This is a genomic window from Paenibacillus sp. MSJ-34 (assembly GCF_018918005.1).
GTDB lineage: Bacteria > Bacillota > Bacilli > Paenibacillales > Paenibacillaceae > MSJ-34.
The window spans coordinates 1-21,482 of sequence record NZ_JAHLPR010000005.1 but is presented as its reverse complement, the minus strand read 5'-3'; the positions used below and the strand labels follow the sequence as shown (position 1 = coordinate 21,482).

Annotated in this window: 19 protein-coding genes and 1 riboswitch; of the genes, 7 read left to right on the top strand and 12 right to left on the bottom strand. The window is 48.6% G+C overall.

The genetic code is table 11. The features are described 5' to 3' along the window. Positions 1–852 (top strand): SDR family oxidoreductase, encoded by an 852-nt coding sequence (locus KQI79_RS03425; protein ID WP_216536828.1) that lies wholly within the window; start codon positions 1–3, stop codon positions 850–852. 54 nt (positions 853–906) lie between these two features. Here KQI79_RS03425 and KQI79_RS03420 read toward each other — a convergent pair whose 3' ends face one another. From KQI79_RS03420 to KQI79_RS03400, 5 genes are all read right to left on the bottom strand, one after another. After that, positions 907–2,721 (bottom strand): CBM96 family carbohydrate-binding protein, encoded by a 1,815-nt coding sequence (locus tag KQI79_RS03420; protein WP_253297935.1) that lies wholly within the window; start codon positions 2,719–2,721, stop codon positions 907–909. Between the two features lie 129 nt (positions 2,722–2,850). Continuing rightward, entirely contained in the window at positions 2,851–5,217 is a 2,367-nt protein-coding gene (locus KQI79_RS03415) for a glycosyl hydrolase family 18 protein (RefSeq protein ID WP_216536827.1), read from the bottom strand. Between the two features lie 516 nt (positions 5,218–5,733). Beyond that, complete coding sequence (locus tag KQI79_RS03410; protein WP_216536958.1) at positions 5,734–6,255, bottom strand: TetR/AcrR family transcriptional regulator; 522 nt, start codon at positions 6,253–6,255, stop codon at positions 5,734–5,736. An 830-nt stretch (positions 6,256–7,085) separates the two neighbouring features. Further along, positions 7,086–7,457 carry an MmcQ/YjbR family DNA-binding protein gene (locus KQI79_RS03405; protein ID WP_216536826.1) on the bottom strand — a complete coding sequence of 124 codons (372 nt, stop codon included), beginning with the start codon at positions 7,455–7,457 and terminating at the stop codon, positions 7,086–7,088. A 20-nt stretch (positions 7,458–7,477) separates the two neighbouring features. After that, positions 7,478–8,146 (bottom strand): YdeI/OmpD-associated family protein, encoded by a 669-nt coding sequence (locus KQI79_RS03400; protein WP_216536825.1) that lies wholly within the window; start codon positions 8,144–8,146, stop codon positions 7,478–7,480. A gap of 257 nt (positions 8,147–8,403) precedes the next feature. Between KQI79_RS03400 and KQI79_RS03395 the strand changes: the two genes are divergently transcribed. After that, positions 8,404–10,176, top strand: a complete 1,773-nt coding sequence (locus KQI79_RS03395) for a DUF5050 domain-containing protein (RefSeq protein ID WP_216536824.1) — start codon at positions 8,404–8,406, stop codon at positions 10,174–10,176. Positions 10,177–10,260: 84 nt separating this feature from the next. Here KQI79_RS03395 and KQI79_RS03390 read toward each other — a convergent pair whose 3' ends face one another. After that, positions 10,261–11,760 carry a malate:quinone oxidoreductase gene (locus KQI79_RS03390; protein WP_216536823.1) on the bottom strand — a complete coding sequence of 500 codons (1,500 nt, stop codon included), beginning with the start codon at positions 11,758–11,760 and terminating at the stop codon, positions 10,261–10,263. 244 nt (positions 11,761–12,004) lie between these two features. Between KQI79_RS03390 and KQI79_RS03385 the strand changes: the two genes are divergently transcribed. From KQI79_RS03385 to KQI79_RS03365, 5 genes are all read left to right on the top strand, one after another. Next, positions 12,005–13,369 carry a hypothetical protein gene (locus tag KQI79_RS03385; RefSeq protein ID WP_216536822.1) on the top strand — a complete coding sequence of 455 codons (1,365 nt, stop codon included), beginning with the start codon at positions 12,005–12,007 and terminating at the stop codon, positions 13,367–13,369. A 23-nt stretch (positions 13,370–13,392) separates the two neighbouring features. Then, entirely contained in the window at positions 13,393–13,830 is a 438-nt protein-coding gene (locus KQI79_RS03380; protein WP_216536821.1) for a LytTR family DNA-binding domain-containing protein, read from the top strand. Positions 13,831–13,846: 16 nt separating this feature from the next. After that, positions 13,847–14,275, top strand: a complete 429-nt coding sequence (locus tag KQI79_RS03375; RefSeq protein WP_216536820.1) for a DUF3021 family protein — start codon at positions 13,847–13,849, stop codon at positions 14,273–14,275. Between the two features lie 138 nt (positions 14,276–14,413). Further along, complete coding sequence (locus KQI79_RS03370) at positions 14,414–15,718, top strand: alpha/beta hydrolase family protein (protein WP_216536819.1); 1,305 nt, start codon at positions 14,414–14,416, stop codon at positions 15,716–15,718. Between the two features lie 21 nt (positions 15,719–15,739). Next, entirely contained in the window at positions 15,740–16,114 is a 375-nt protein-coding gene (locus KQI79_RS03365; RefSeq protein WP_216536818.1) for a hypothetical protein, read from the top strand. A gap of 37 nt (positions 16,115–16,151) precedes the next feature. Here the strand turns inward: KQI79_RS03365 and KQI79_RS03360 are convergent, their stop codons facing one another. From KQI79_RS03360 to KQI79_RS03335, 6 genes are all read right to left on the bottom strand, one after another. Beyond that, on the bottom strand, positions 16,152–16,973 hold the full coding sequence (locus tag KQI79_RS03360; protein ID WP_216536817.1) for an alpha/beta hydrolase: 822 nt from the start codon (positions 16,971–16,973) through the stop codon (positions 16,152–16,154). A 54-nt stretch (positions 16,974–17,027) separates the two neighbouring features. After that, a complete protein-coding gene (locus KQI79_RS03355; RefSeq protein ID WP_253297934.1) occupies positions 17,028–17,501 on the bottom strand; it encodes a MarR family winged helix-turn-helix transcriptional regulator in 474 nt (157 codons plus the stop codon). 4 nt (positions 17,502–17,505) lie between these two features. Further along, positions 17,506–18,111, bottom strand: coding sequence for a TetR/AcrR family transcriptional regulator (locus KQI79_RS03350; protein WP_216536816.1), 606 nt, complete (start codon positions 18,109–18,111; stop codon positions 17,506–17,508). A 27-nt stretch (positions 18,112–18,138) separates the two neighbouring features. After that, positions 18,139–18,576, bottom strand: coding sequence for a hypothetical protein (locus KQI79_RS03345; protein ID WP_216536815.1), 438 nt, complete (start codon positions 18,574–18,576; stop codon positions 18,139–18,141). Between the two features lie 181 nt (positions 18,577–18,757). Beyond that, positions 18,758–20,104, bottom strand: a complete 1,347-nt coding sequence (locus KQI79_RS03340) for an LPXTG cell wall anchor domain-containing protein (RefSeq protein WP_216536814.1) — start codon at positions 20,102–20,104, stop codon at positions 18,758–18,760. 136 nt (positions 20,105–20,240) lie between these two features. Beyond that, positions 20,241–20,330, bottom strand: a riboswitch (cyclic di-GMP riboswitch). 95 nt (positions 20,331–20,425) lie between these two features. After that, entirely contained in the window at positions 20,426–21,061 is a 636-nt protein-coding gene (locus tag KQI79_RS03335) for a class D sortase (protein ID WP_216536813.1), read from the bottom strand. Between the last annotated feature and the right edge of the window lie 421 nt (positions 21,062–21,482).

The following is a 21,482-nucleotide window of genomic DNA, read 5'->3' as shown; positions in this document are numbered from 1 at the left end:
ATGACAACGGACATGAACGGAAAGTTGTGCCTGATTACAGGCGCCAATTCGGGAATCGGCAAGGAAACGGCGTTGGGATTGGCAAAGGCTGGGGCGCATGTTGTTATAGCGGCAAGAGATGTAAAGCGGGGGGAAGAAGCAAAAGCGGATATTATAGAGCGAAGCGGAAACCGGAACGTCGAATTGTTGCTCGCGGATATGTCAACCGGCGATGGCATCCGATCTTTGGCAGAGCAATATCTAAGCCGTCACAAACAATTGCATGTGCTGATCAACAACGCCGGCGGCTTATTTCAACAATATCAAAAAAATGCGGAAGGAATGGAAATGACTTTTGCCTTGAACTATTATGCTCCGTTTCTGTTGACCCACCTTTTGCTGGACACACTCAAGGCAAGCGCACCGGCCCGGATCGTCAATGTGGCCTCGAGAGTGCAGGCAAAAAGCTTGAATATCGATCAATTGCCCGAACCTGTTCCGTACAATTCGATGAAAGCATACGGCGCTTCGAAATTGGCTGTCGTCATGTTCACTTATACGCTTGCTCGCCGGCTGTCCGGCACATCTGTGACCGTTAATGCGGTGCATCCCGGAGTCATCTACACGCCTCAATCGGCGCGGATGGCGCCATCCTTGTTTCGGCCTCTCTTAAAGTTATTTATGTCCAATCCGGAAAAAGGAGCGGAACCGTCGCTGAGATTAGCGACCGATTCATCGCTTGAAGGGGTATCGGGCCAATACTTCCATAAAAAGGAACCGAAGCAAACAGGGCCGTTTTCTTACGATAACCGGCAGCAGGAAAAGCTTTACGAGCGGAGCCTGGAATGGAGCGGACTACAACCGTTGGGATAGACAGGAAAACAAGCTCCCTTGTACGGGAAGCTTGTATCCATACTAACTACTTCATTATTTGTTGACATTCTTGTTATACAGGTTGCCGCCGCCGATCCGGACATCGTCGTGGGCTGTCGTCCCTGTTGCCGCACTGGTCGCATATACGACATATCCGGCTGAGTCGTCCAGATTGACCGTATTATGATGAAATGAATTGTTCGTCCCCGTCGGGTATAACGTGCCGTGGGTCCGGACCTGGAACGCGTCGGCGATATTGGCGTTTCCGTTCCGATAGCCTTGGTTGTAGCGAACGACAGTGTTGACGCCTTTGACATCGATAAAGCTGTCCGCGCTATTGGCGCCGCTGATTCCCGTTCCATTGAATGTGCAATATTCAATGACGGTTCCGCTGGCCCCTTCTTTTACATCGATATGTTCCGCGGTAATCCCGCCGTCAAACACCGTATGTCGAATCACGTTGTCATATACCAGATGTTCGTAGTTCGAGCTGGAGTCCGATCCGACATACGCCCCTTCCCCATATCCCGGCTGATACTTGCCGGTATCGTATATCGTTGAATACTCCAGCGTGTTGTATGAGCTTCCGTCCCGGAAATGAACCCCCTCGTCTCCGATGTTGTGCACCTTCAGCCGATGAAGAAGATTATAATTCCCATGATCGACGACAACTCCCTTTTGCGCGGTATGGATCTCAATATCACGAATTTGCCAATAATCTCCGGTCAAATGAATGCCGTAAGAGCCGTCGTTTACATTCGTTCCTTTGAACACGGCAGGGTGAGCCGGATCGCAGCTTTTCAGAATAATTGGGGAAGCTTGGCTTCCGTTTTTGCCGGAATAGAACAAGCCCTGTCCTCCCGGGTCTCCACTCGTGGATCGCACTCCAACATAGGTTCCTGGCGCTATGGCAATCACATCGCCGGGAGAGGCGTTTTTCATCGCATTCTGGATCGCTGCAGTACTGTTAAGCGCATTTGTGCAGACCGGGGTAGAGCCGGAATCCGACAGGGTTGCGACCGTCACTGTGCTGCTGGGAGCGGACCGGTTGCCGGCAGCATCTTTGGCCTTCACGTAATAGCTGTAAGTTGTATCCGGATTCAGGCCGGTATCATTTATAAAGGTACCAGTCGTTTCTGCTGCCAGGTCTCCGTTTCGGAATACTTCGTATCCCGTAACCCCCACATTGTCTGTAGAGGGGCTCCAGCTTAAATAAACCTGTGTCCCTGACATGGCAGCAGCCGTAACATTGGTTGGAGCGGAAGGCGGCTGACGATCCTCGCCGGGACTCGTTCCGCTGCCGGCAACGACAAGTTGGGGTCCGTTCGACCCGTTTTCTTTGCTGTTTAACGTCGTATATTTGCCTGCGCTATCTTGAAGCATAAAAGAGACGACCCCGTCCCCGGCTGCTTCTGCTGCCACGTAAGACGTCACATCCAACTCGTAATAAGCTTTCGCGGTATTCATCGGCACACTTCCGGCCAAGCTTCCCTGCGCCGGTTTATTGTTCCAAGCGATGGTCCGCTCATTCCATTGATCTCCGGTTTGATAGGCGGATAAAACGGTATTGTAAGAAGCGCTCCCATACATTCTGAGCTTGGCGTTCGTTACGTCCGAAATTCCGGAAAGGTTAAATTTCAAAAAGGCTTGGCGGGAGTTGGCCGCATCATTTTTGACGTACAGCGATGAGGAGGCGCCATAGTTGGAGGAAGCATTGCCCTGATGCACATATGAATCGTCCGTTGGACTTAATGCCGCGGACGATGCCAGGGAAAGGATTGGAGCAGCCGGCACAAGCAGGATGAGCGTTAAAAGACATAGGCCTATTTTTCTTAACAGGAACTTCGTTCTGCGGATACCTCCGGACATATGAATCACTCCCTTTTTCGTCATTGGTTGATTCTTATGTTTGCGGGTCCGCTTTTCCGCCCAGAACTTGTTCTATCCGTTTCAGCACTGCGGAAAAGCGGATCGTCTCAAGATTGTTTTTATTCGCTATTACGGCTGCAACTGCCACAGTGCGGGAACATTCGGAGGTTCCCAACCTGGCAATGACGTATGCGACTGCCGGCACTTATACTGCATGTTATTGTACATGACCACATCGCCCGCGGTATAGCTTGTATTGGCTTGCCACTCGGGCGTTGAGACCGTATCTGTCGTGACGCTCAAGGCATTGCTGTCGGCAGATACATTGCCGGCGGCGTCCCGGGCCTTCACCGTGAATACATAGGTCGTGCCGGGAGCAAGTCCGCTTGCCGTATAGGCCGTGCTTGTCGTTGTGCCTGCCAATGCGCCGTCGCGATAGACGTCGTATGCGGCAACGCCGACGTTATCGGCGGAAGCGGTCCATGCCAAGCTGACGCTGGTTGACGTCTTCCCCGTCACGGTCAGACCGCTTGGCGCGGTCGGCGGCTCGGCGTCCGGCACATCCGCGGCCGTTGTTGCACTGACCGCGCCGCTCGCTGCCGATACATTGCCGGCGGCATCCCGAGCCTTCACGGTGAAGCTGTACGTCGTATTCGGAGCAAGTCCGATTACCGTTGCGCTCGTCGCCCCCGTCGTCGTCGTCGACGGAGCCGCGGCGCCGTTCGCATACACTTCATAGCCCGTTACGCCAACATTATCCGTTGAAGCGGCCCACGACAGGCTGACGCTGGCCGAGGTCTGGCCCGTCACGGCCAGGCCGCTTGGCGCGGTCGGCGGTTCGGTATCCGGCGCAGTCGGCTGCGTAAACTTCTGATACATCATATCCGTTAACGCAGTTCCTCCGCTTGCCGGCGAATCTCCCGTAATCTCCCAGGCAATCATGCCTCCCCAACCGGAGTTATTCACGTAATCCGCTTTGAACGCGATGGACACTTCATCTTCATAGGTGTATACCTCCCGTTTCGAAGGCGAATACAACCATGGTGTCTGATTGACCGGATCGCGGTATTTGGTGAACGCCGGGTCTTTCTCCATCGCATTTTTGATATGATAATACGGATTTTGCCCGCCGCACTGGTTATGCTGGGAGTTCGGATCGTCCCAGATGCCGCAAGGTCCGACATTGTAGGTCTCGCCGCTGTTCGCGTACATGCCGTTCACGCCGGTATTCGGGTCGACGAGCCCCCAGCCTCGCGAATAATATGGGGTTCCGATATTCAGCTTGTGCTTCGGCACGCCGAGCGAATGGTAGAGATTCGCCGTGTAATCCGCGTTGAACCTTTCCTTCTCCTTGCCGTCCTCGCTCGGATATACCGGGGAATGGTGGCCTGTGACCCGATCGAACGCCCCCCGATAGTCGTATGTCATCAGATTGATGAAATCCAGATATTGATGATAGACGCCCGGCTCCGACGTCTCAATGGCCGTATAGCCCGCTGGAGCCGCGATCGTCAGCAAATATTTGTCGTTGCCTGTCCGGTTGTCCGCGGCGGAAGCGGCATCCAGCTTCTCCCGCACCTTAGCCAGCAGAAGGTTGAAGTTTTGCTTGTCTTCCGGCCGGTACTTGTTGTTGGTATACGGATCTCCCGGCTGGCCGGGATATTCCCAATCGATGTCAATGCCGTCGAAGCCGAACTTCTTCATGAACGCAACGGAGCTGTCCGCGAAACGATTCCGTTTGACCGGATCGGCGGCAATATCCGAGAATGTGCCGGACAACGTCCATCCGCCGATCGAAATCAGAATTTTCACGCGCGGATACTTCGCCTTCGCATACTGCAGATCGGCGAAATTCCCGTCATAAGCTCCGTCCTTGTTCTCGCAACCCTGGGATTCCTTCATCGCCGCCCAGCAGTCGAACCCGGCAATCGTGCCGTCGGCGAGCGGCTTGGCGAACGCATAGTTCACATGCGTCACTTTATCCCACGGGATTTTGTCCATCGTATAATTGTTATGCGCGCCGTAAATGCCCCACTCCGGGAAATAGACGACGATGTTCTTGTTCGGCATCGGACCGACCGGCGCCGGCGAAGGCAGCGGCCCCTTCTTGCCTACATTGACCGTAATCGGCGCCGACAACGTAGTGCCGAACGAATTCGTCAGCTTCACCGCGTACGTGTATTGTCCGAGCTTCTTCCCCTGCAGCTTGACGCTGCCGCTCTGGCCTCCCGGCGTATTGTCGGTCAACGGCCCGCCAATCCCCGGCATTTCCACATTGTTCTCCAGCAATGCCCAAGACGTTGCATTATTCCCGCTCCACATATTCCAACTGATAGTATAGCTTCCGTCATTATCCCAGTTGTCGTGCGATACCTGCGGCACTGCAGGCGCACCGGTTGCCGCGCCGAGGGCGGTTGCGGCATAGAACGGTATTAAACTGATAACGAGTGCAAGAATGATCGCACCATTCAGCCACTTGCTCTTTGCTGTAATCATGTTCATTCACTCCTTTTCTTCTCAAAATGGAAACGCTTGCAAACCTTTCAAACCAGCCCCTAAAGATAACGCTGCCGTATTACGGAACGGTGAAGACGTTTCTTCTTGTAATGGGCGCGCGTTCCTTCAGGAGGATCGGACCGGGAGTTCTTCCGCGGATCCGATCAACGAACAACAGCAACCAACTTGCGTGTATGCGATTCTATCATCCCGCTTCCATTCGTAGACTCCTTCATGCTCGTCCGGCAGGATTCGTCAATTCCCCCCTTTCTCTCAAAATACAAAAAGAAAAATCGTTTGCAGTCTCAACTGAGATGTCCAAACGATTTCGGAACCAGAAGAAACGTTGCCGCCGTCTTGTAGGGCGAGTGCGTTTCTTCTGAATGATATAGAATTCTAATACGATTGCGATTGTATTAACAATTCTATATCACTCTATCAAGCTATCTTGTTGTTAACATAATTATAATATAACTTTCACTGATTTGTAAATTTTTTCTATAAATTCTGCGATCATTACATTCCTTCCTTCAATTCCGGCATGTCCAGCGCTGCCGAGATGTTGCACAGCATTCCCCGGGCGAGAAACAGCATCGTCCGTTCCTCGGCATTCGGAATGCCGGCCGCTTGATAGGCATCCAGAACCATTCGGCGAACTTCCCGGAATCCGTTACGCATCGCTTCCCGAATGGTGTCTTCCTGGATGGTCTGAGCCTGCATCTGAAGCAGTATTTCATTCCGATACGCGTCCAAAATATCCTCGTAGGCTTGGATCAGCCCAGTCTCCAGCTGTTCCGGCGATGCGGACTCCACGACCTTGCGGAAGGAATCGATCACTCTCGTCCAGGATGCCTCCAGCGCCGCTTGCAACAAAGCTTCTTTGGTCGAGAAGAAACGAAAAATATACGGTTGCGATATTTTAGCCCTTTCTGCGACTTGTGCCGTCGTGGCCCGGTAGTATCCGATCTCCGCGAATACCTCGATCGCCGCCGATATGATGTCGGATTTACGATTCGCCGATGTCTCCATTTTTGCCATCATTGCCGTCTCCTTACTATGTTATTGATTCATTACTCAATAATACCACTATAAACGAAGAATAACATCGAAGCAATACGATGTACCGCCCTGCTCCTCAAATTCGCGGACACAGGAGACGCTATTTGTGACAAACGGCCCGATTTCGGACCGTTTGCGGACAGACGATCCTTTATTCGCGGCAATAGTGCAAAAACAAGCCCTCCGACGAACGAATAACGAAGCCAATGTCCGCCTAAACAGCGAATAAGTGATTTGGACGCATAATAACGGCCGTACGGTCCGGATAGCAATTCCTCGATGCAACGCCATTCCTCATTTCCTGTTTGATTGGGTAAAATACATCATTTTGAGTCAAGTTGATCATATCGCTGGTGGCTGACGACCCGTCGGGGGGCTAACGAAACTGACACACGCTAATAGCCTGCTAAATCACTTTGTTGCTCGTGTAACGAAACTACAACACGCTAATGAGGGGAAAAAGGCGGTAAAACCGCCGATTTCCAATGAATAGCGATATGTGCTTTCGTTAGATTGGGAAAACCTTCATTTTGAGCCCAATAAGGATCGTTAGTTTCGTTACCGCCAAAAGTTTCGTTAGCGCCAAACCAAGAAGCGCCACGCGGATCGTCTTCGAAATAGGGAGGTATCCCCTTCCGAATGAAAGGTCCTTCATGGCCTGGCTATTCTTTCCCGCCGGGGCGGATGGTTGGATAAGATGACGACACTGCTTTGATGCAACGTTAGCGGTCGCGATGGACTGAGAATCCTTGGTTTGGCGAAGCCGCCATATTTGTAGCAATCGCACCTTTATTCCGCCCGTCCGAGCCTCATTCTCTTTCGCTTTCCAGCACCTGCTTGGCGAGCTTCTTCGGCGCAGCCAGCAAATACGCCTCCTTGATGAGTCCGGACAGTTCGCCCCAGTCCGGGGTTGCCGCTTTATCAACCGAAACCCAGCCGTGATTCCCAATGTACGGCATTTTGACATAGCCTCCCTGCTGCAGCAGCAAGAACTGCTCTTCCTTGGTCGATTTGAACGAAAGACTGGGGATGCCTTGGTTCTCTCCCATCATAACAAACGTCTTGCCCCTCACCTTCATAACGTTATGGCCGAAGCCGTCGATCAACTCTTCCACTTCCGGCAAGGGGGCGCAAATCGCCCTTACCCGCTCCAGCATGTCCATTCCCTGCTTCGACTTCATAGTCAAATCCGCCTTTCCGTTTATGGTCTTCTTCGATAGAGATCCATGCTCTTATACCCCGCAGCCAGAACCTCCTTCATTTCCGCCCGCCGCTTCGCTCTTGTTTCCTCCTGCACCGCACTATATACGTATCGGGCCCAATCTTTGCGGTACCCCGGCGTGAGCGATTGATAAAAGGCCAGCACGTCCGGACGATCCTGCAAATCCTGTTCCACTTGCGGAAGCATGGATACATAATCGTCGACGCTTTGGCTAGGTTTCGACGAAGCCCGATTTTTATTGCGTTCGTCCGCTTTGAAGCCGACAACCGTGAAGACATCGTTCAGCCCGACCATGCGCGCAAATTTGACGCTGCTAGTCCCAATATAACCGTCTTCATCGGCGCCTAATCCTTCCAGCAGACTGTCTCTATGAATATAAGTCTCATAAACTTTGTTCCCTTTTTTCGGATACGCCGCGTAGAAATAGCCGCCTTCATTCAGGTGACTATGATCGATCACTTTCTTTACAAGTTTCTGCAATGATTTTAAATCGAGCACAAAAGCGAAGATGAGGTCGTATCCGCCGCCCTTCAGCTCGGTATCATACTGTTCCAAGCCCGCCAATAGATCCTCGCCTTCCGGTTGATCCAATACGGCCGCTTTTTTATATTTTTGCAAGTTTAGCTTTTCAACAATCGTTTTCGCCATCAGATAAACCTCCGATTCTGTTACTATTCTTCATTGTAACAGTTTATCGAAGTGCATACACTGGGAAATGAATGCTTCCGCGATAAATTCCAAACCGACGAGGGGAGGAAACGCCCCGTAAAATATTGGGATAGCAAAACAGAAACATATTCCTTTGCAATGCGTCTATAATGCAGATGATCTTTTTACCGAGTCGGTTCGGAAGGATCCAAAATGGGATTCGATATCCAAAGTGAGGGAGAAGAGGAGAAGATTTTATGGCAAAATTCAGAGTTCTTATTGCTTTACTGTCCATGTGGCTGGTTTGCAGCGCCGTCCCTGCGTTTGCGGCCGGGGAGACGGCCCCGGAACCCTTCGACAAGGCATTCGGCCAAATGATCGTGATTCCCCAGAATTTCCAAGGGAAAGCGTTTGTCAAAGGACAGATGGCAGACCTGTACGGCGATCATCGTATCGTACAACGCGAGGGGCGGATTCTCGTTCCGATTCGTTTGATGAGTACGCTCGCTACGGAACTTGGGCAATCCCAAGGGTTCTGGGATACGAAATGGGATCCTCAGCATCCGAATGACGTGATTTTATCGAACTACCAAGCCAGCAAGACGATCAAGTTTACGGTGAACAGCACCACCATGCTGGTCAATAAAGAGCCCCATACGATGGATGTGCCGCCGCAAAAAATAGCGGGTCAAATTATGCTGCCCTTGAGAAGCGCGGCAGAGGCGCTGGACAAAGAAATCCAATGGTGGGACGGCCTCATTCTGATGGGCGACCGGCCTGTCAATTTGCAGGATCCGCAGGCGGCGGCCGCCAAAGATCGCATCAAAGCCTTGCTAACCGATCGCCGAAAGCCGGTTGATTATACGGAAAGCCTGAATCCGATTACGAAATATGGAGATGCCGCTTATTATGTGAAGACGATTTATAAAAGCGACGAAACGATAGATCAATTATTCAGAAAAGCGGACGGGCAAAAAGAAACGCAAGTCAAGTTGCCGGGCAAGCCGCATCTTAGCAATGCAAAAATCATCAAACACGAGCTCTATTATGTGTCCATCGTCAATGACCAGGCTGAGCTCTATGCATTGGATCTTGCCAATCAACAATCCAGAAAAGTCTGCTCGCTGCATCCGTGGAAACCGGGCGACGGCTGGTTAGGCAACATCGAACTCATCGACAACGAATTGTATGTTATTCTCCATGTTGGAGATAACACGATGGGGGGCGATACGTTATACAAAGTCGATAACGGCGCTTTAACGATGCTTAATAATTTCAAAAGCATAGTCCGGGTAGTCAAATCGGAAGATTCTTTATACCTCGCAGATTTCAGATTTATGACCGATATATCCAATAATGTAAGCCGGGTCGATCTGAAGACGGGAGAATGGAAGTCGGTCGGACAACCGGAGTTTGCATATAACATCTACCGGGAACAGCATCCCCAGGGTGGAACAAGCTTCTCAGCCAGGGACGCCCTGTACGTTCAGGACGGCTATCTGTATACGTTAGGCTATAAAGACAGCGATCCGAACGACGCAAGCGCCGTGTACAAAATCAATCTGGCGGATCAGACGCAAGTGAAATTGACCCCTCCGGCCAGCGACTTCTGGTTGATCGGCAGCGATATTTATTACATCGATTCCAAATCCGGCAACTTGGAGAAAACCGATGTGAATGGAGAACGCCATGGAACGGCAGCCGCAAGAATGGCGACGCAGGTTCAGTACGATAACGGAAGTTTCTACTATACCGCCAAGACGGGAGATACCAATGCGGCAGACCTGTATCGATACGACCCGGCGACAGGCAAAGAAACGAAACTTAGCGATAAATCGGTCGCTTCGTTCTTTGTCGGCAAAGCGGGCATTTATTATCTGTCGAATGGCTATGACCGCGGATTATATAAGGTCGATAAAGATGGCAACAATGTTCGTTTGGTGAACGATCGCATCAATAGCGCCGTCCTCGCCGACGATGGAATGGTCTACACCTTGATCTATGAAAAAGGAATCTACTCCGTAAAATAAACAGCGATATCCCCCAGTACCGTCTTGAGGAACTGGGGGATATTTCATTTGATCTCATCGGAAGCGATAATAGATTTTTATTATCTACTTGGCGAGCTGCAATTCACCGTTTAGGCCAAACATGCGAGCTGCAGAAGTATGAATTTCTTGAATAAGTTCCGGGTTTTCCACGAGCGATACGCCATAAGAAGGGATCATTTCTTTTATTTTCGGTTCCCACGCTTGGAGATGCTGCGGGAAGCATTTCTCAATGACCTCCAGCATGACCGAAACGGCGGTAGAAGCGCCAGGAGAAGCGCCGAGCAGTGCGGCGATCGAACCGTCGGCGGCGCTTACGACCTCCGTACCGAATTGCAGCGTTCCTTTGCCGCCGGCAACCGTATCTTTAATGACTTGCACACGTTGGCCTGCCACCAGCAGATCCCAATCCTCGCTCTTGGCGTTCGGGATGAACTCCCGCAACTCTTCCATGCGCTTTTCTTTCGATAACATCACTTGCTGGATGAGGTATTTTGTCAAGGACAGGTTCTTTATACCTGCCGCCAGCATCGTGATAATATTATGCGGTTTGATAGAGCCGAATAAATCGAACATGGAACCGGTTTTTAAGAACTTCGGCGAGAAGCCGGCAAACGGTCCGAAGAGCAGCGATTTTTTATTGTCGATAAATCTTGTATCAAGATGGGGAACAGACATCGGAGGCGCGCCAACCTTCGCTTTGCCGTATACTTTGGCATGATGCTGCGCGACAATTTCCGGATTGTTGCACACCATGAATAATCCGCTGATCGGGAATCCCCCAATATGCTTTCCTTCGGAGATGCCGGATTTCTGAAGCAGAGGAAGACTTCCTCCCCCGCCGCCGATAAAAACGAATTTCGCGGTATGGCGTTCCGTTGTACCGCTTTCATTCCGTATTTTCAATTCCCACAAGCCATCGCTCGTCCGTTTGATATCATCGACACGATGGTTGTAATGGATATCGACGTCCTTATTTTGTAAGTGGCCAAACAGCATGCGCGTTAAAGCGCCAAAGTTAACATCCGTGCCGGATTCGATTCTTGTGGCCGCAAGCGGTTCGTTCAATGTCCGGTCTTTCATAATAAGCGGAATCCATTCCGCTAATTGATCCGGGTCATCGGAGAATTCCATCCCTTGAAACAGAGGGTTGCCCGACATCGCTTCAAAACGTTTTTTCAAGTACTCTACATTCTTGGCCCCTTGGACTAAGCTCATATGAGGCAACGGCATGATAAAGTCTTGCGGATTGCGTATCAGATCGCTGTTTACAAGATAAGACCAAAATTGCAATGACACTTGAAACTGTTCGTTCACTTTGATCGCTTTGCTAATATCGATGGATCCGTCCGGTTTCTCGGCTGTGTAATTAAGCTCGCACAGTGCGGCATGTCCCGTTCCCGCATTATTCCATTCGTTGGAGCTTTCCTCGCCTGCGCTTGCCAGCTTCTCAAACACGCTAATTCTCCAGTCCGGCATTACTTCTTTCAACAATGTTCCCAACGTCGCGCTCATGATTCCGGCGCCAATTAAGATAACGTCTGTTTCGGTTTGTCTGTTGCTCATGTTTACCGCCCTTGCATCACTATTTATAGATTAAGATATTTACTATTATATGATAGTTATCTGCTATTTGAAAGCCGGAAATTTCAGCGATTACATACTGTTATCGTTAAGAATAGCAATATCCAAACTTATTAGCAGGATTTACAAGTTTCTTCCCACAGCGGTCTTGTTCCCCCCGCATAGGATGAATTTATGGTAACATGTGTATATATTGGCAATCGCAAGATGTTATGGAGGGGATCTCTTGACTGTCAAAAATATTGTTACATGGTCGTTGTTCGCCGTATTAGCCTTTACATTGATTTCCTGCGGGGGATATAACGCCAAACAAAAAAAAGAGATTGAAAAATTGATGTTGGACCATCTCGCCAAGAAATATAATAAAGAGTTTTCCGTTACCATCACAGACAATCTTCACTCCATATCTCTAGGGAACCCTTTTGGAGGAGGGATCGTAGGCCTTAAAGGAGAAGCGCATGTACTAGGCGAAGAAGGGAAAACCTTTCAGGTGCAGTACTTCGAGCAGAACGGAATCATTGATGACGGATATTCAACTATGTTTATGACAGAAAGGGCGGAACAAATCTTATCCGAAACATTAAACGCCGCGTACAACGAGCCGTTAAAATATGAAATCGCCACTTTCGGCAAACCTTTTGGCCTCCTGCCTTCTAATGAATTTACACTCGAATCCGAACTATCGGAATATACGGAAAGTTTCAATATCGAGGTCTATGTGAAGAAGATTTTACATCCGGACGAATATAAGGAAGCTTCCGACAAAATCGACTTGATCCAAAAGGAATTAATTCATCGCGGAATGAACAACTTTTTCATCACCGCCGTTTATCTCAACGATTACGATTTTGCGAATATCGATCATATTCTTGCCGTTCTTAACAACTACTATGGCAATGCCTTCGAAATAGACGATCTCTTTACTTACTGCAGGTTGAAGGACGATTGTAAAATAACCGCTGCTATTGCAGACAATGGCGAACTTCAAAATAATAGAGAATCGATCGAGGAAGGATTTGCGCAGCATCGAGAACCCGATGCGTATAAATTAAAGAAACTCCCGTATATTATGCAGGAAATCGAAACACGGGTCCTATTTGGCGGGGACATGCGCATCGACAGCGCTGTCAAACATGGATACACCATATTGGAAGATGCAACGAGGAAAGAAAGCTTGCACAGTTACGGGAAAAGCAAAATCTACAATGGCTTTCAGGCGGTCGATGGAGTAAAGAAACACCGATTATATCTAACGGATCTTGAAGGCAACCTCCTCTTTGACCAAATCCTTGAACCGTTCCCTTTAGAATTCGTCGATCTAAGGGCAATCGGCGTAAAAAACGAAAAAGCATATAGTTACACCACGATTGCCGTCGTCGCTGATTATCGCGATGAACATAATAACGTCGTAACCAAATCTTCGGTATACCTCGTATCGAATCGCAGCGTTGAATACAACCATGCATTAAACGAGGAACTAAACCGGCTTGGAATCGCCTCATTGAAAGATATCTTTACATTTGTAAAAGAGAACAAAGATGATTACAGGGAATGGATGAGATTTTATAAGAAGAGTTATAATCAGACGTAGCTTGAGTTTCAGTGGGTGATCATATGAAAGTTTCAATCGAAGAAATAAGCAAGGAACAAGAAGAGGAAATTCTCATCAGGTGCCATGAGGTGGATGACGAGATCTACGAAATCGTAAACAAGCTTAAAACGGAAACCCTCATTATACTCGGATACCGCAACGATACCGTTCACCGGATAAAACTTAGCGATATCTATTATTTTGAAGCCGTTGACGGTAAGGTTTTTGTTTACTGCAAAGACGAAGTTTTCGAGGTCAAACAAAAGCTTTACGAATTAGAGGAGCTATGCAATGAAAAGAAATGTTTTCGAGCGTCCAAATCTACGATTTTGAACATCGCCAAAATTTCATACATTCAACCGTCTATCAGCGGCAGATTTCAAGCGGTACTCGATAACGGGGAACGTGTTGTCGTCTCAAGGCAATATGTGCCTGTACTGAAATCTAAGCTCGGATTATAAAGGGGGGGGGACAACCGTGAAGCTTACCGAATTAGTAAACAGGATCGTTAAAAATTATTTTATCATCTTCGGATCGATCGTCATGACGATCACGATTTTGCGGCAAGTTTTTTATCCCGATACGGTTTTTGATTTGAAGTCGATTTATATGATTATGGCGTTTTCACTGATAGGTGCATTAACGGGATTTATTTTATACTCTCATCATAATATAAGCGAGAGGAATATACGTATTCGAATTGCCATTCACTTTTGTGCGCTAGAACTTACATTGATTTCTCTTGGATATTTGCTGGGTATCGTTGAGAGTGCAGCAAGTCTAATCCTTCTTGCCGTAGAAATCGCGGCCATCTATGTCATCGTTCGTCTACTGTCATGGCAAAATGACAAAAGAGCAGCAAAGAAGATTAACGAGAAACTGTTGGCATTGAAGGAAGACATCTGAGATTTAGTTTTAGGAACGCCCTCTTGTTTGCAACTTATTGGCCTATAGCTACAGCTTATTGTTTTTCTATATACATCCTTCCAGTCTTTTTCTAAGATGGATCATAGCAAAAGGATGAGCAGAAAAGGAGTAAGCACTATGGGCATGTTGATATTATTCATCGCTATCATTCTCGAGATTGCTTTGGCCATATACTGTATTGTCACGAGGAAAACCAATAAACCTTTGAGGAATTGGGTTAGAGTTGCCGTCTTCGTCGCATTTGTCATTCTTGTACTCTTATCGGTTATCGTGTGGAGTTTCCGCTGGGTTATGCTTGGAGCGTTGCTTTTCATACTCGCAGCAATCGGCGTCGCCGCACTTTTCCGCAACAAAGCAGATCCCCAAGAACACAAACACTCGCGCGTAATCGGGAAAACAATAGGCATGATCTTTGCGCTGATCGTTGCGCTTGCGCCTGCACTTCTTTTTCCCCAGCATCAATCGCCACAAGTGACAGGAGCCTATGAAGTCGCAACTGCGAGTTACACATATGTTGATACAAACCGAACGGAGGAATTTATCGGCACGGGGAAGAACAGATTCGTCAATGTACAATTTTGGTATCCTAAACATGCCGACGGAACCTATCCGCTTGTCGTGTTTTCACACGGGGCATACGGTGTGAAAGCAAGCAACACCTCTACCTATACGGAGCTTGCAAGCCACGGTTATGTCGTCTGTTCCATCGATCATCCTTATCATTCCTTGTATACCGTTTCAGACGATGGAACAAGGGCTCTCGCCAATTCGGAATATATGAGGGAAATCAAAAATGCCAACACAGAGGGCGTTTATACGACGGAGGAAGTCTATGGGCTCTTTCAAAAATGGATGAAACTGCGTACGGACGATATGAATTTTGTCATTGATACGATACTTGCAGAATCGCAAAGTGACAAGGACCCCATGTATCGACTTATCAATCCGGATCAAATAGGCGTATTCGGGCACTCCATGGGCGGTTCGGCAAGCGTTTGGCTTAGCAGAGAACGCGATGATATAAGTGCGGTTGTCAATATCGATGCCCCGTTGTTTAGCGAGCTTGTCTATGACAATGAGATTCATGATTTTGTGGCAAGCGGCGAAGCCTACACGACCCCGCTTCTTAATATCTATTCCGACAGCGTTTGGGTACAGCTCGACAACAATTCCATCTATGCGGCCAATAAAGCGATTGACGAAAACGCCTCAGACGCATATACCGTTCATTTTCAAGGGGCCAAACATTTAAGCCTGACGGATTTATCGCTGTTCGCTCCTGTGATTGCCGATATGCTGCAAGGCGGCAAAGCGGATATTGATAAATACGATTGTATCGAAACTGAAAATGACCTTATTCTTACATTCTTTGACTACGCGTTAAAGGGCATCGGCCGCTTCACAGCTGCGGGGACTTATTGATAAATAGCGAGGTGTATACCAATGAATATGATTATGGCGATCCTCATCATTTGCTCATTACTTACGGCGTCATTGACGATCGCTTTTATGGTTAAGGGAATGCGGGCACGCAAAAAAGCATATTTGCAACGCAAGGCGATTCTCGCGGGCGGCGCTTCCGCGCAAGCGGTGATCAACTCGATCCGGCAAACGAATGTTCAAATTGACAATCAACCGGAAGTAATGCTCGACCTTACCGTCACGAAGCAGGATGGCGAGGTGATCCATACCGTGGTGAAGACGGTCATCCCGATCGTGAATATTCCCGCTTTTCAAAAAGGCAACATCGTTGAAGTGAAGCATATGACGATAGACAATGAGCAGAGGTTCGAGGTAGTAGGTTCCTATATGCCTTAAGCCGCTTACTCGTCTCTCCATGCCCTCGGCATTCGTTCTAAAATCTGTTTAACCAATCCATGATTGCAGAGACTGCTTCCTTATATCTCTGCCCGACGAGCACGCCGGTATGCGTTGTATTCCAAAGCCCCGTATATTCAGCACGGAGGCGTTCCGCCGTCAGCCTGCCCCGCCGATCGTCATCAACACTGTTTACTGCTTTGATAACCAAGCACGGGCAGGCAATGGAACGGCTGTCTATGGATATGCCCTTCGACTCGTTTGAGATCACAAACGCGTTAAAGGCCAGTGCTGACTCCATTGCGAGATATTTCCTTTGGAATGCAATGTCATCTGCCGTTTCATCGATGCTTGAATGCTCTTCCCGGGCCGGGGCGGGCACGACGATATCGGTCGTCATCCGCTCTAATTCTTCGTATGGCACAGCTTCATGAACTTCTCTGCTTATGACGGAATCGATCAACACCAACCCGGCCAGTTCGACCGTTTCAGCCAACTTCTGGCCCAGGATGCCCCCCATGCTAAATCCGATTAGAATCGGAGCAACGCCACACTCAGCGATCACCTCTTTTATATCCTCCGAATAATCTTCCAAAGTGATCTTCGTCATGTCCAGCAGCCTGCTTTTGTAATGGCTTCTCAAGTTCATGGCATAGCATTTCCAACCTTCACCGATAAAGTGAGGAATGTATTTGGCCCACATCCAGCTTCCCGTGAAAGCGCCGTGCACAAAAAGCAACGGGGGCCTGTTTTTTGTTGTTTTCGAGACGTTGTCCCCCTCGAATATCTCCAGAAACAAATCGTTCTCCCCAATGTACTTCTTGGTATGATCGGGCAATTCTTTCGTAAAATCTTTCATAATGATTTCCTCCCCGGCATTTTGTTTGACATCAAACTATTTCTCGAAAAAAATTTAAAAGTTATCGTAAATCTTTTTTAAAATATGAAGCAGATTTTCTTTTTCTTTTTCAGAGATGCCCAAGTAAAACAAGTCCAACAATTCCTTTGAGACGGATTCAAAGATCGGTTGCAGTTCTTTCCCTTTATCGGTTAACGCAACATAAACAACCCTCGTGTCCTCAACGTCCCTTTCCTTTGTCACATATCCGAGCCTGACCAGCTTGTCGACAAGCGCTGTGACAGTAGACTTATCTTTGTTAATCCTTCTGGAGATGTCGGCCATTGTAAGTCTCGGCGTCTTAAAGAGCGCGTAGATGATATCGCCATGCGAAGCGGCAATCCCTTCGATACCACGCTTCGCCATCTCCGATACGATAAACCGGTTCACTTTCTCTCTAATTTTTGAAATGAATGAAATTACGTCTCTGCTTTCCATAATCGGATTATAGTTTGATATCAAACAAATGTCAAGCGCCAGTTTAGTCATTGGTTTATAAAATCAAAAAGCCCAAAAACATCTCTGCCGTCGGAAACACGTAATCCCCCCGAAAACTTCGACTCGTAAACGCGACTCCTTGAAAAGCGCTGTAATAGAACAATGCAAGCCTCCGTGGATCCCCCGGTTTGAAATCCCCTTGTTCTTGTCCGTGATGGATGAGATCCGATACGCTATCGATCAGTCCGTTCATCGAGGCCCGTACCGCATTCTTCAGATCCGGACTCAACTCTCGACCGGAAAAACTGTCGATTTGGCTAAGGAGAAGCAGCCCATCGGTGGAGGAAGGATCTTCTTGAAGGTTATTGAGCAAAAATGTCGTAGCGTTTATGATAACCTCTTTTTTATTGCCTTCTTGTTGAAAGAGCTCTGCCATACGATCAAACCCGGGGATCGAGATTTCGATCAACCTGCTCATGATTTCTTCTTTGGTGGCAAAGTACCGATATGCTAATCCTTTACTGAGACCGGCGTCTTCCGCAATGTCCTGCATTGTGGTTTTGCCAAACGTTTTGTGAGCGAAAAGTTTGGCTGCCGATAATAAAATCTTCTCCGTGGCCTCGGCTCTCATTGCCTCAAAGCGTTCTTTCTGCTTGCTCAACGTTCATCCGCTCCTTCCGTTCTTCATTTACTCCGCTGTTAAAAATCCTTGGTCCTGCATCATTTGTATAGGGGCGTCATGAGTAATCGTAAAGACCATCTTGATCGATTCTTCCTTGACATGCAGGATGTAGAAAGAATCATGGACGAGGTCGAAGGATTGACCCGAAGCTTGCTCCACTCTCGCCGTGCCTTTCACTTCTACCAACACATAGTTGTCTTTTAAGGGAGTTTCCTTTACAGGCGTAAGCTTGAAATATTTATAACATAAAGATTGTAAGTATTCACCCGACTCTCTTGTCCCCGCCAAGTAATCCTCTTTCTTCACCGCATGTACATCGCCGGATGGATAAGCACCCACCAAAGGATCGTTTACCAAGGGATCGAGAAGATCCGGATCGTACACATTGTTCGCATGCTCGAAATCCTTAAAATAGGCCTGAATTCTTTCACTAACTTCGTTCATTTTTTATTCCCCCCATTTTTTCTTAAAGTGATTTGTAACCTCAATATAAATGACTGAATATATATTCATTATATCACCATTCATTGTCAATCCCTTTTGGAAAAATATGTGTTAGCTGCAACACTCCATAAATCAAACGAAAAGGGGCCGGATTGCTCCGGTCCCCTTCGCACCTGTAACTTTATGCTTTTTTTCTTCTTAGCAGGAACAGTCCTGCAAGCAGAATGATACATCCAGCCAGCAAATAGCTGTACATATTCGTAGCCGTATTCGGCAGCTTATGGCCTATGCCTGACTCGGCATTCGCCGGATCACTCGAAGCATCGTATTGGTCGGATACATTCGATCCGCCGGATAAATTGGAATCGCCCGACCCGCTTGATCCGTCGGATAGCCCGGAATCTGGGAAGGCAGAATCCGAGTTCTCTCCTTCCGGGTTGTTCGGAGTACCGGGCACGCCTGGGTTGCTGCCGCTTCCATCGCCAATGACGATGTCTTCGGAAGGATGATCGGAATGATTCAGGTTATCCCCGGTCACTTCACCCGTGTTGCGGATCGTCTGCCCGGCTTCCCCTGACGCCACTTCGGACCGGAACACGATCGTATGCCAGTCCGTATCCGTAATGGTACCGAATCGTCCGCTGACCTTGCCGTCGACATACGAACCTTGATCGCCATCCACGGCATCCGTTACCGCTTGGCCGTCGACCTTCAACGAACCCGTTACGTATTTCAGTTCTTCCGGAAGAAAATCCGAAATCACCAGGTTGGTGACTTGGCTGTTGGAAACCGTGTTGCGCATCCGGATCGTATACTCGATCACATCACCGACTCGGATGCTGCCCCCGTTCAAATCCTTCGCGATTTTCTCGGATTCCACGACCGGGGAGCGCCATGGATTGTCATCCGGGCTTCCTCCATCGCCGCCGCCCCGATCTCCGCCATCCGGATCGGTAGAATCTACAGGCGGTTCAACCGGCGGCTCCGGCTCTACAACCATTTTTTCCGTCGGTTCGCCCGGCTGCTCCATGTTGTCGCCGGTCACGAGTGCCGTATTTTCGATCGTCCGACCGCCTTGGCCCTCAAGTATGACGGCCTGGAAATCCAGCGTATGCCAGTTCATATCCCATACATCGCCAAATGAACCGTATACTTGCCCGGTAACGGAATGGCCGGCATCGCCGTCTTGCCCATCCGTAACGGATACGCCATCCACCCGTAAGCTGCCCGGAACGTATTCCAGCCCTATCGGCAAATGATCCGTAATCGTCAGATTCTCCAGATAGGTGTCGCTGACCACAGATCTTACACGAATCGTATAGGAGACGATGTCCCCGACTTCATATGTCGTCTTCGTGACATCCGTATTCGTGACAAACTTCTCCGATTCAATCATTGGGTTTCTCGAGTATACTTGCACATCTTCTCTCGGCCTGTCAGGCGTCTTGACATTGTCGGCATGTACGGAAGCGATGTTGATAATATTCTTGCCCGCTTGGCCGGGTTGTACGATCGCTTTGAACTGCACCGTGTGCCAATTCGTATCCGAGACGTCGTATTGTAGCTTCTGAACCTATACAATATATCTACAACTTTCCAAAACACAAAAAGCCCCCGTCTACTATTTACATGCATTGCAAAAATAGACGGAGGCTTCCGTCGTATTCGGCAACTGGCTGGCATAGTGTTTATCGTTCACGTTAGCCCCTATAGCTTTGCGTCGCCACCTTTCGGCGGGTTTGCTATTGTCGTACGATGTATGAAATTATCGAAAAATATCCACATATTTACTATATCTTTTTTTTCTAATCGTGTCTACATTCTTCGCGACTTGAATAGAGGCCCCTGGTCAGGAATCCCCCTCATCTTCGACCGGGTAAGCATACAGGATATAACGCTCAGGCGCATTCCCTACGTAGCGGAACGGGTAGCAGGTCGACACGACCAGCGCCTCGGTTCCCATAGAACGAATGACGGACGTATCGTCTTTATCGACGATGTCCGTACTTTGAATCTCGTATTCAAATGTTCCATAGGGCAGTTTAACGATAAAACGATCCCCTATCGACAACTGGTCGAAATTTCGAAAAACGGTGTCCCGATGCCCCGATAGCAGAATTTGCTCGTTATCCATAGGAAAAGCGGTAGCGCTGTAGTGCCCGACCCCTCGCGCGAGCATCTCCTCATCCGTACCTTCGATAATCGGCAACTCCGCTTCCAGCACTGGAATTTCGAGCATTCCTATCACATCGTTCGGCTTCGGATCAAACTCCGATTTATCGATCAAGCGATCGCGATCGCGGTAGGATACCTGATCCACGCGTTCTCCATTCGAATGGCCGCCGGTGTCCGACAGACGAATTAAAGCGCTCGCTTCTGCCATTGCTTCCTTCAAATTTTGTTGATGTCCGACGTATTGGATGACAGCGAAAGTCACGCACCCTATACCAGCCAGCACAAAGAGTACGCCTAGCATTTTTCGCATGTGATTGATCTCCTTCGGCTTGTCTTTATACTAATGATTCGGCCTCTACATTTTCCCTTTTTATACAATTAAATTTTACTGTTTCATCCCCTCAAAATCCAGTTCAATACCATGGATTACCTTATAATAGGTAAAATAACCCAACACACGCAAGAAAGGTCCTTTTATTCAGAAACCTGCAGTTGGAGTCCATTGCATAATTCGCCGTCGTTAATGTAACTGGCTTGATTGTGCATATAGAAGGGGGTACCTCCCTACATCCGAAGGCGATCCGCGGGGACCTGCGCTTCTTAGCTTGGCGCTAAACATTCCTGTGTAGGCTAAGAAATGGCCTTTGAAAAAAACAGGAGCGCCTCGTATGATAGGGGTGTGACGGGTCTAGAGCCCTAAAAACCTATCAGGAGGCGCTTACTATGAAGTT

Coding starts and splice junctions, on each gene's coding strand:
- KQI79_RS03380 (WP_216536821.1), top strand. CDS start 13,393: ATGAAAGTTTCAATCGAAGAAATAAGCAAGGAACAAGAAGAGGAAATT.
- KQI79_RS03335 (WP_216536813.1), bottom strand. CDS start 21,061: ATGCGAAAAATGCTAGGCGTACTCTTTGTGCTGGCTGGTATAGGGTGC.
- KQI79_RS03365 (WP_216536818.1), top strand. CDS start 15,740: ATGAATATGATTATGGCGATCCTCATCATTTGCTCATTACTTACGGCG.
- KQI79_RS03405 (WP_216536826.1), bottom strand. CDS start 7,457: ATGAAGTCGAAGCAGGGAATGGACATGCTGGAGCGGGTAAGGGCGATT.
- KQI79_RS03355 (WP_253297934.1), bottom strand. CDS start 17,501: ATGACTAAACTGGCGCTTGACATTTGTTTGATATCAAACTATAATCCG.
- KQI79_RS03345 (WP_216536815.1), bottom strand. CDS start 18,576: ATGAACGAAGTTAGTGAAAGAATTCAGGCCTATTTTAAGGATTTCGAG.
- KQI79_RS03410 (WP_216536958.1), bottom strand. CDS start 6,255: ATGGCAAAAATGGAGACATCGGCGAATCGTAAATCCGACATCATATCG.
- KQI79_RS03395 (WP_216536824.1), top strand. CDS start 8,404: ATGGCAAAATTCAGAGTTCTTATTGCTTTACTGTCCATGTGGCTGGTT.
- KQI79_RS03370 (WP_216536819.1), top strand. CDS start 14,414: ATGGGCATGTTGATATTATTCATCGCTATCATTCTCGAGATTGCTTTG.
- KQI79_RS03360 (WP_216536817.1), bottom strand. CDS start 16,973: ATGAAAGATTTTACGAAAGAATTGCCCGATCATACCAAGAAGTACATT.
- KQI79_RS03425 (WP_216536828.1), top strand. CDS start 1: ATGACAACGGACATGAACGGAAAGTTGTGCCTGATTACAGGCGCCAAT.
- KQI79_RS03400 (WP_216536825.1), bottom strand. CDS start 8,146: ATGGCGAAAACGATTGTTGAAAAGCTAAACTTGCAAAAATATAAAAAA.
- KQI79_RS03415 (WP_216536827.1), bottom strand. CDS start 5,217: ATGATTACAGCAAAGAGCAAGTGGCTGAATGGTGCGATCATTCTTGCA.
- KQI79_RS03420 (WP_253297935.1), bottom strand. CDS start 2,721: ATGTCCGGAGGTATCCGCAGAACGAAGTTCCTGTTAAGAAAAATAGGC.
- KQI79_RS03390 (WP_216536823.1), bottom strand. CDS start 11,760: ATGAGCAACAGACAAACCGAAACAGACGTTATCTTAATTGGCGCCGGA.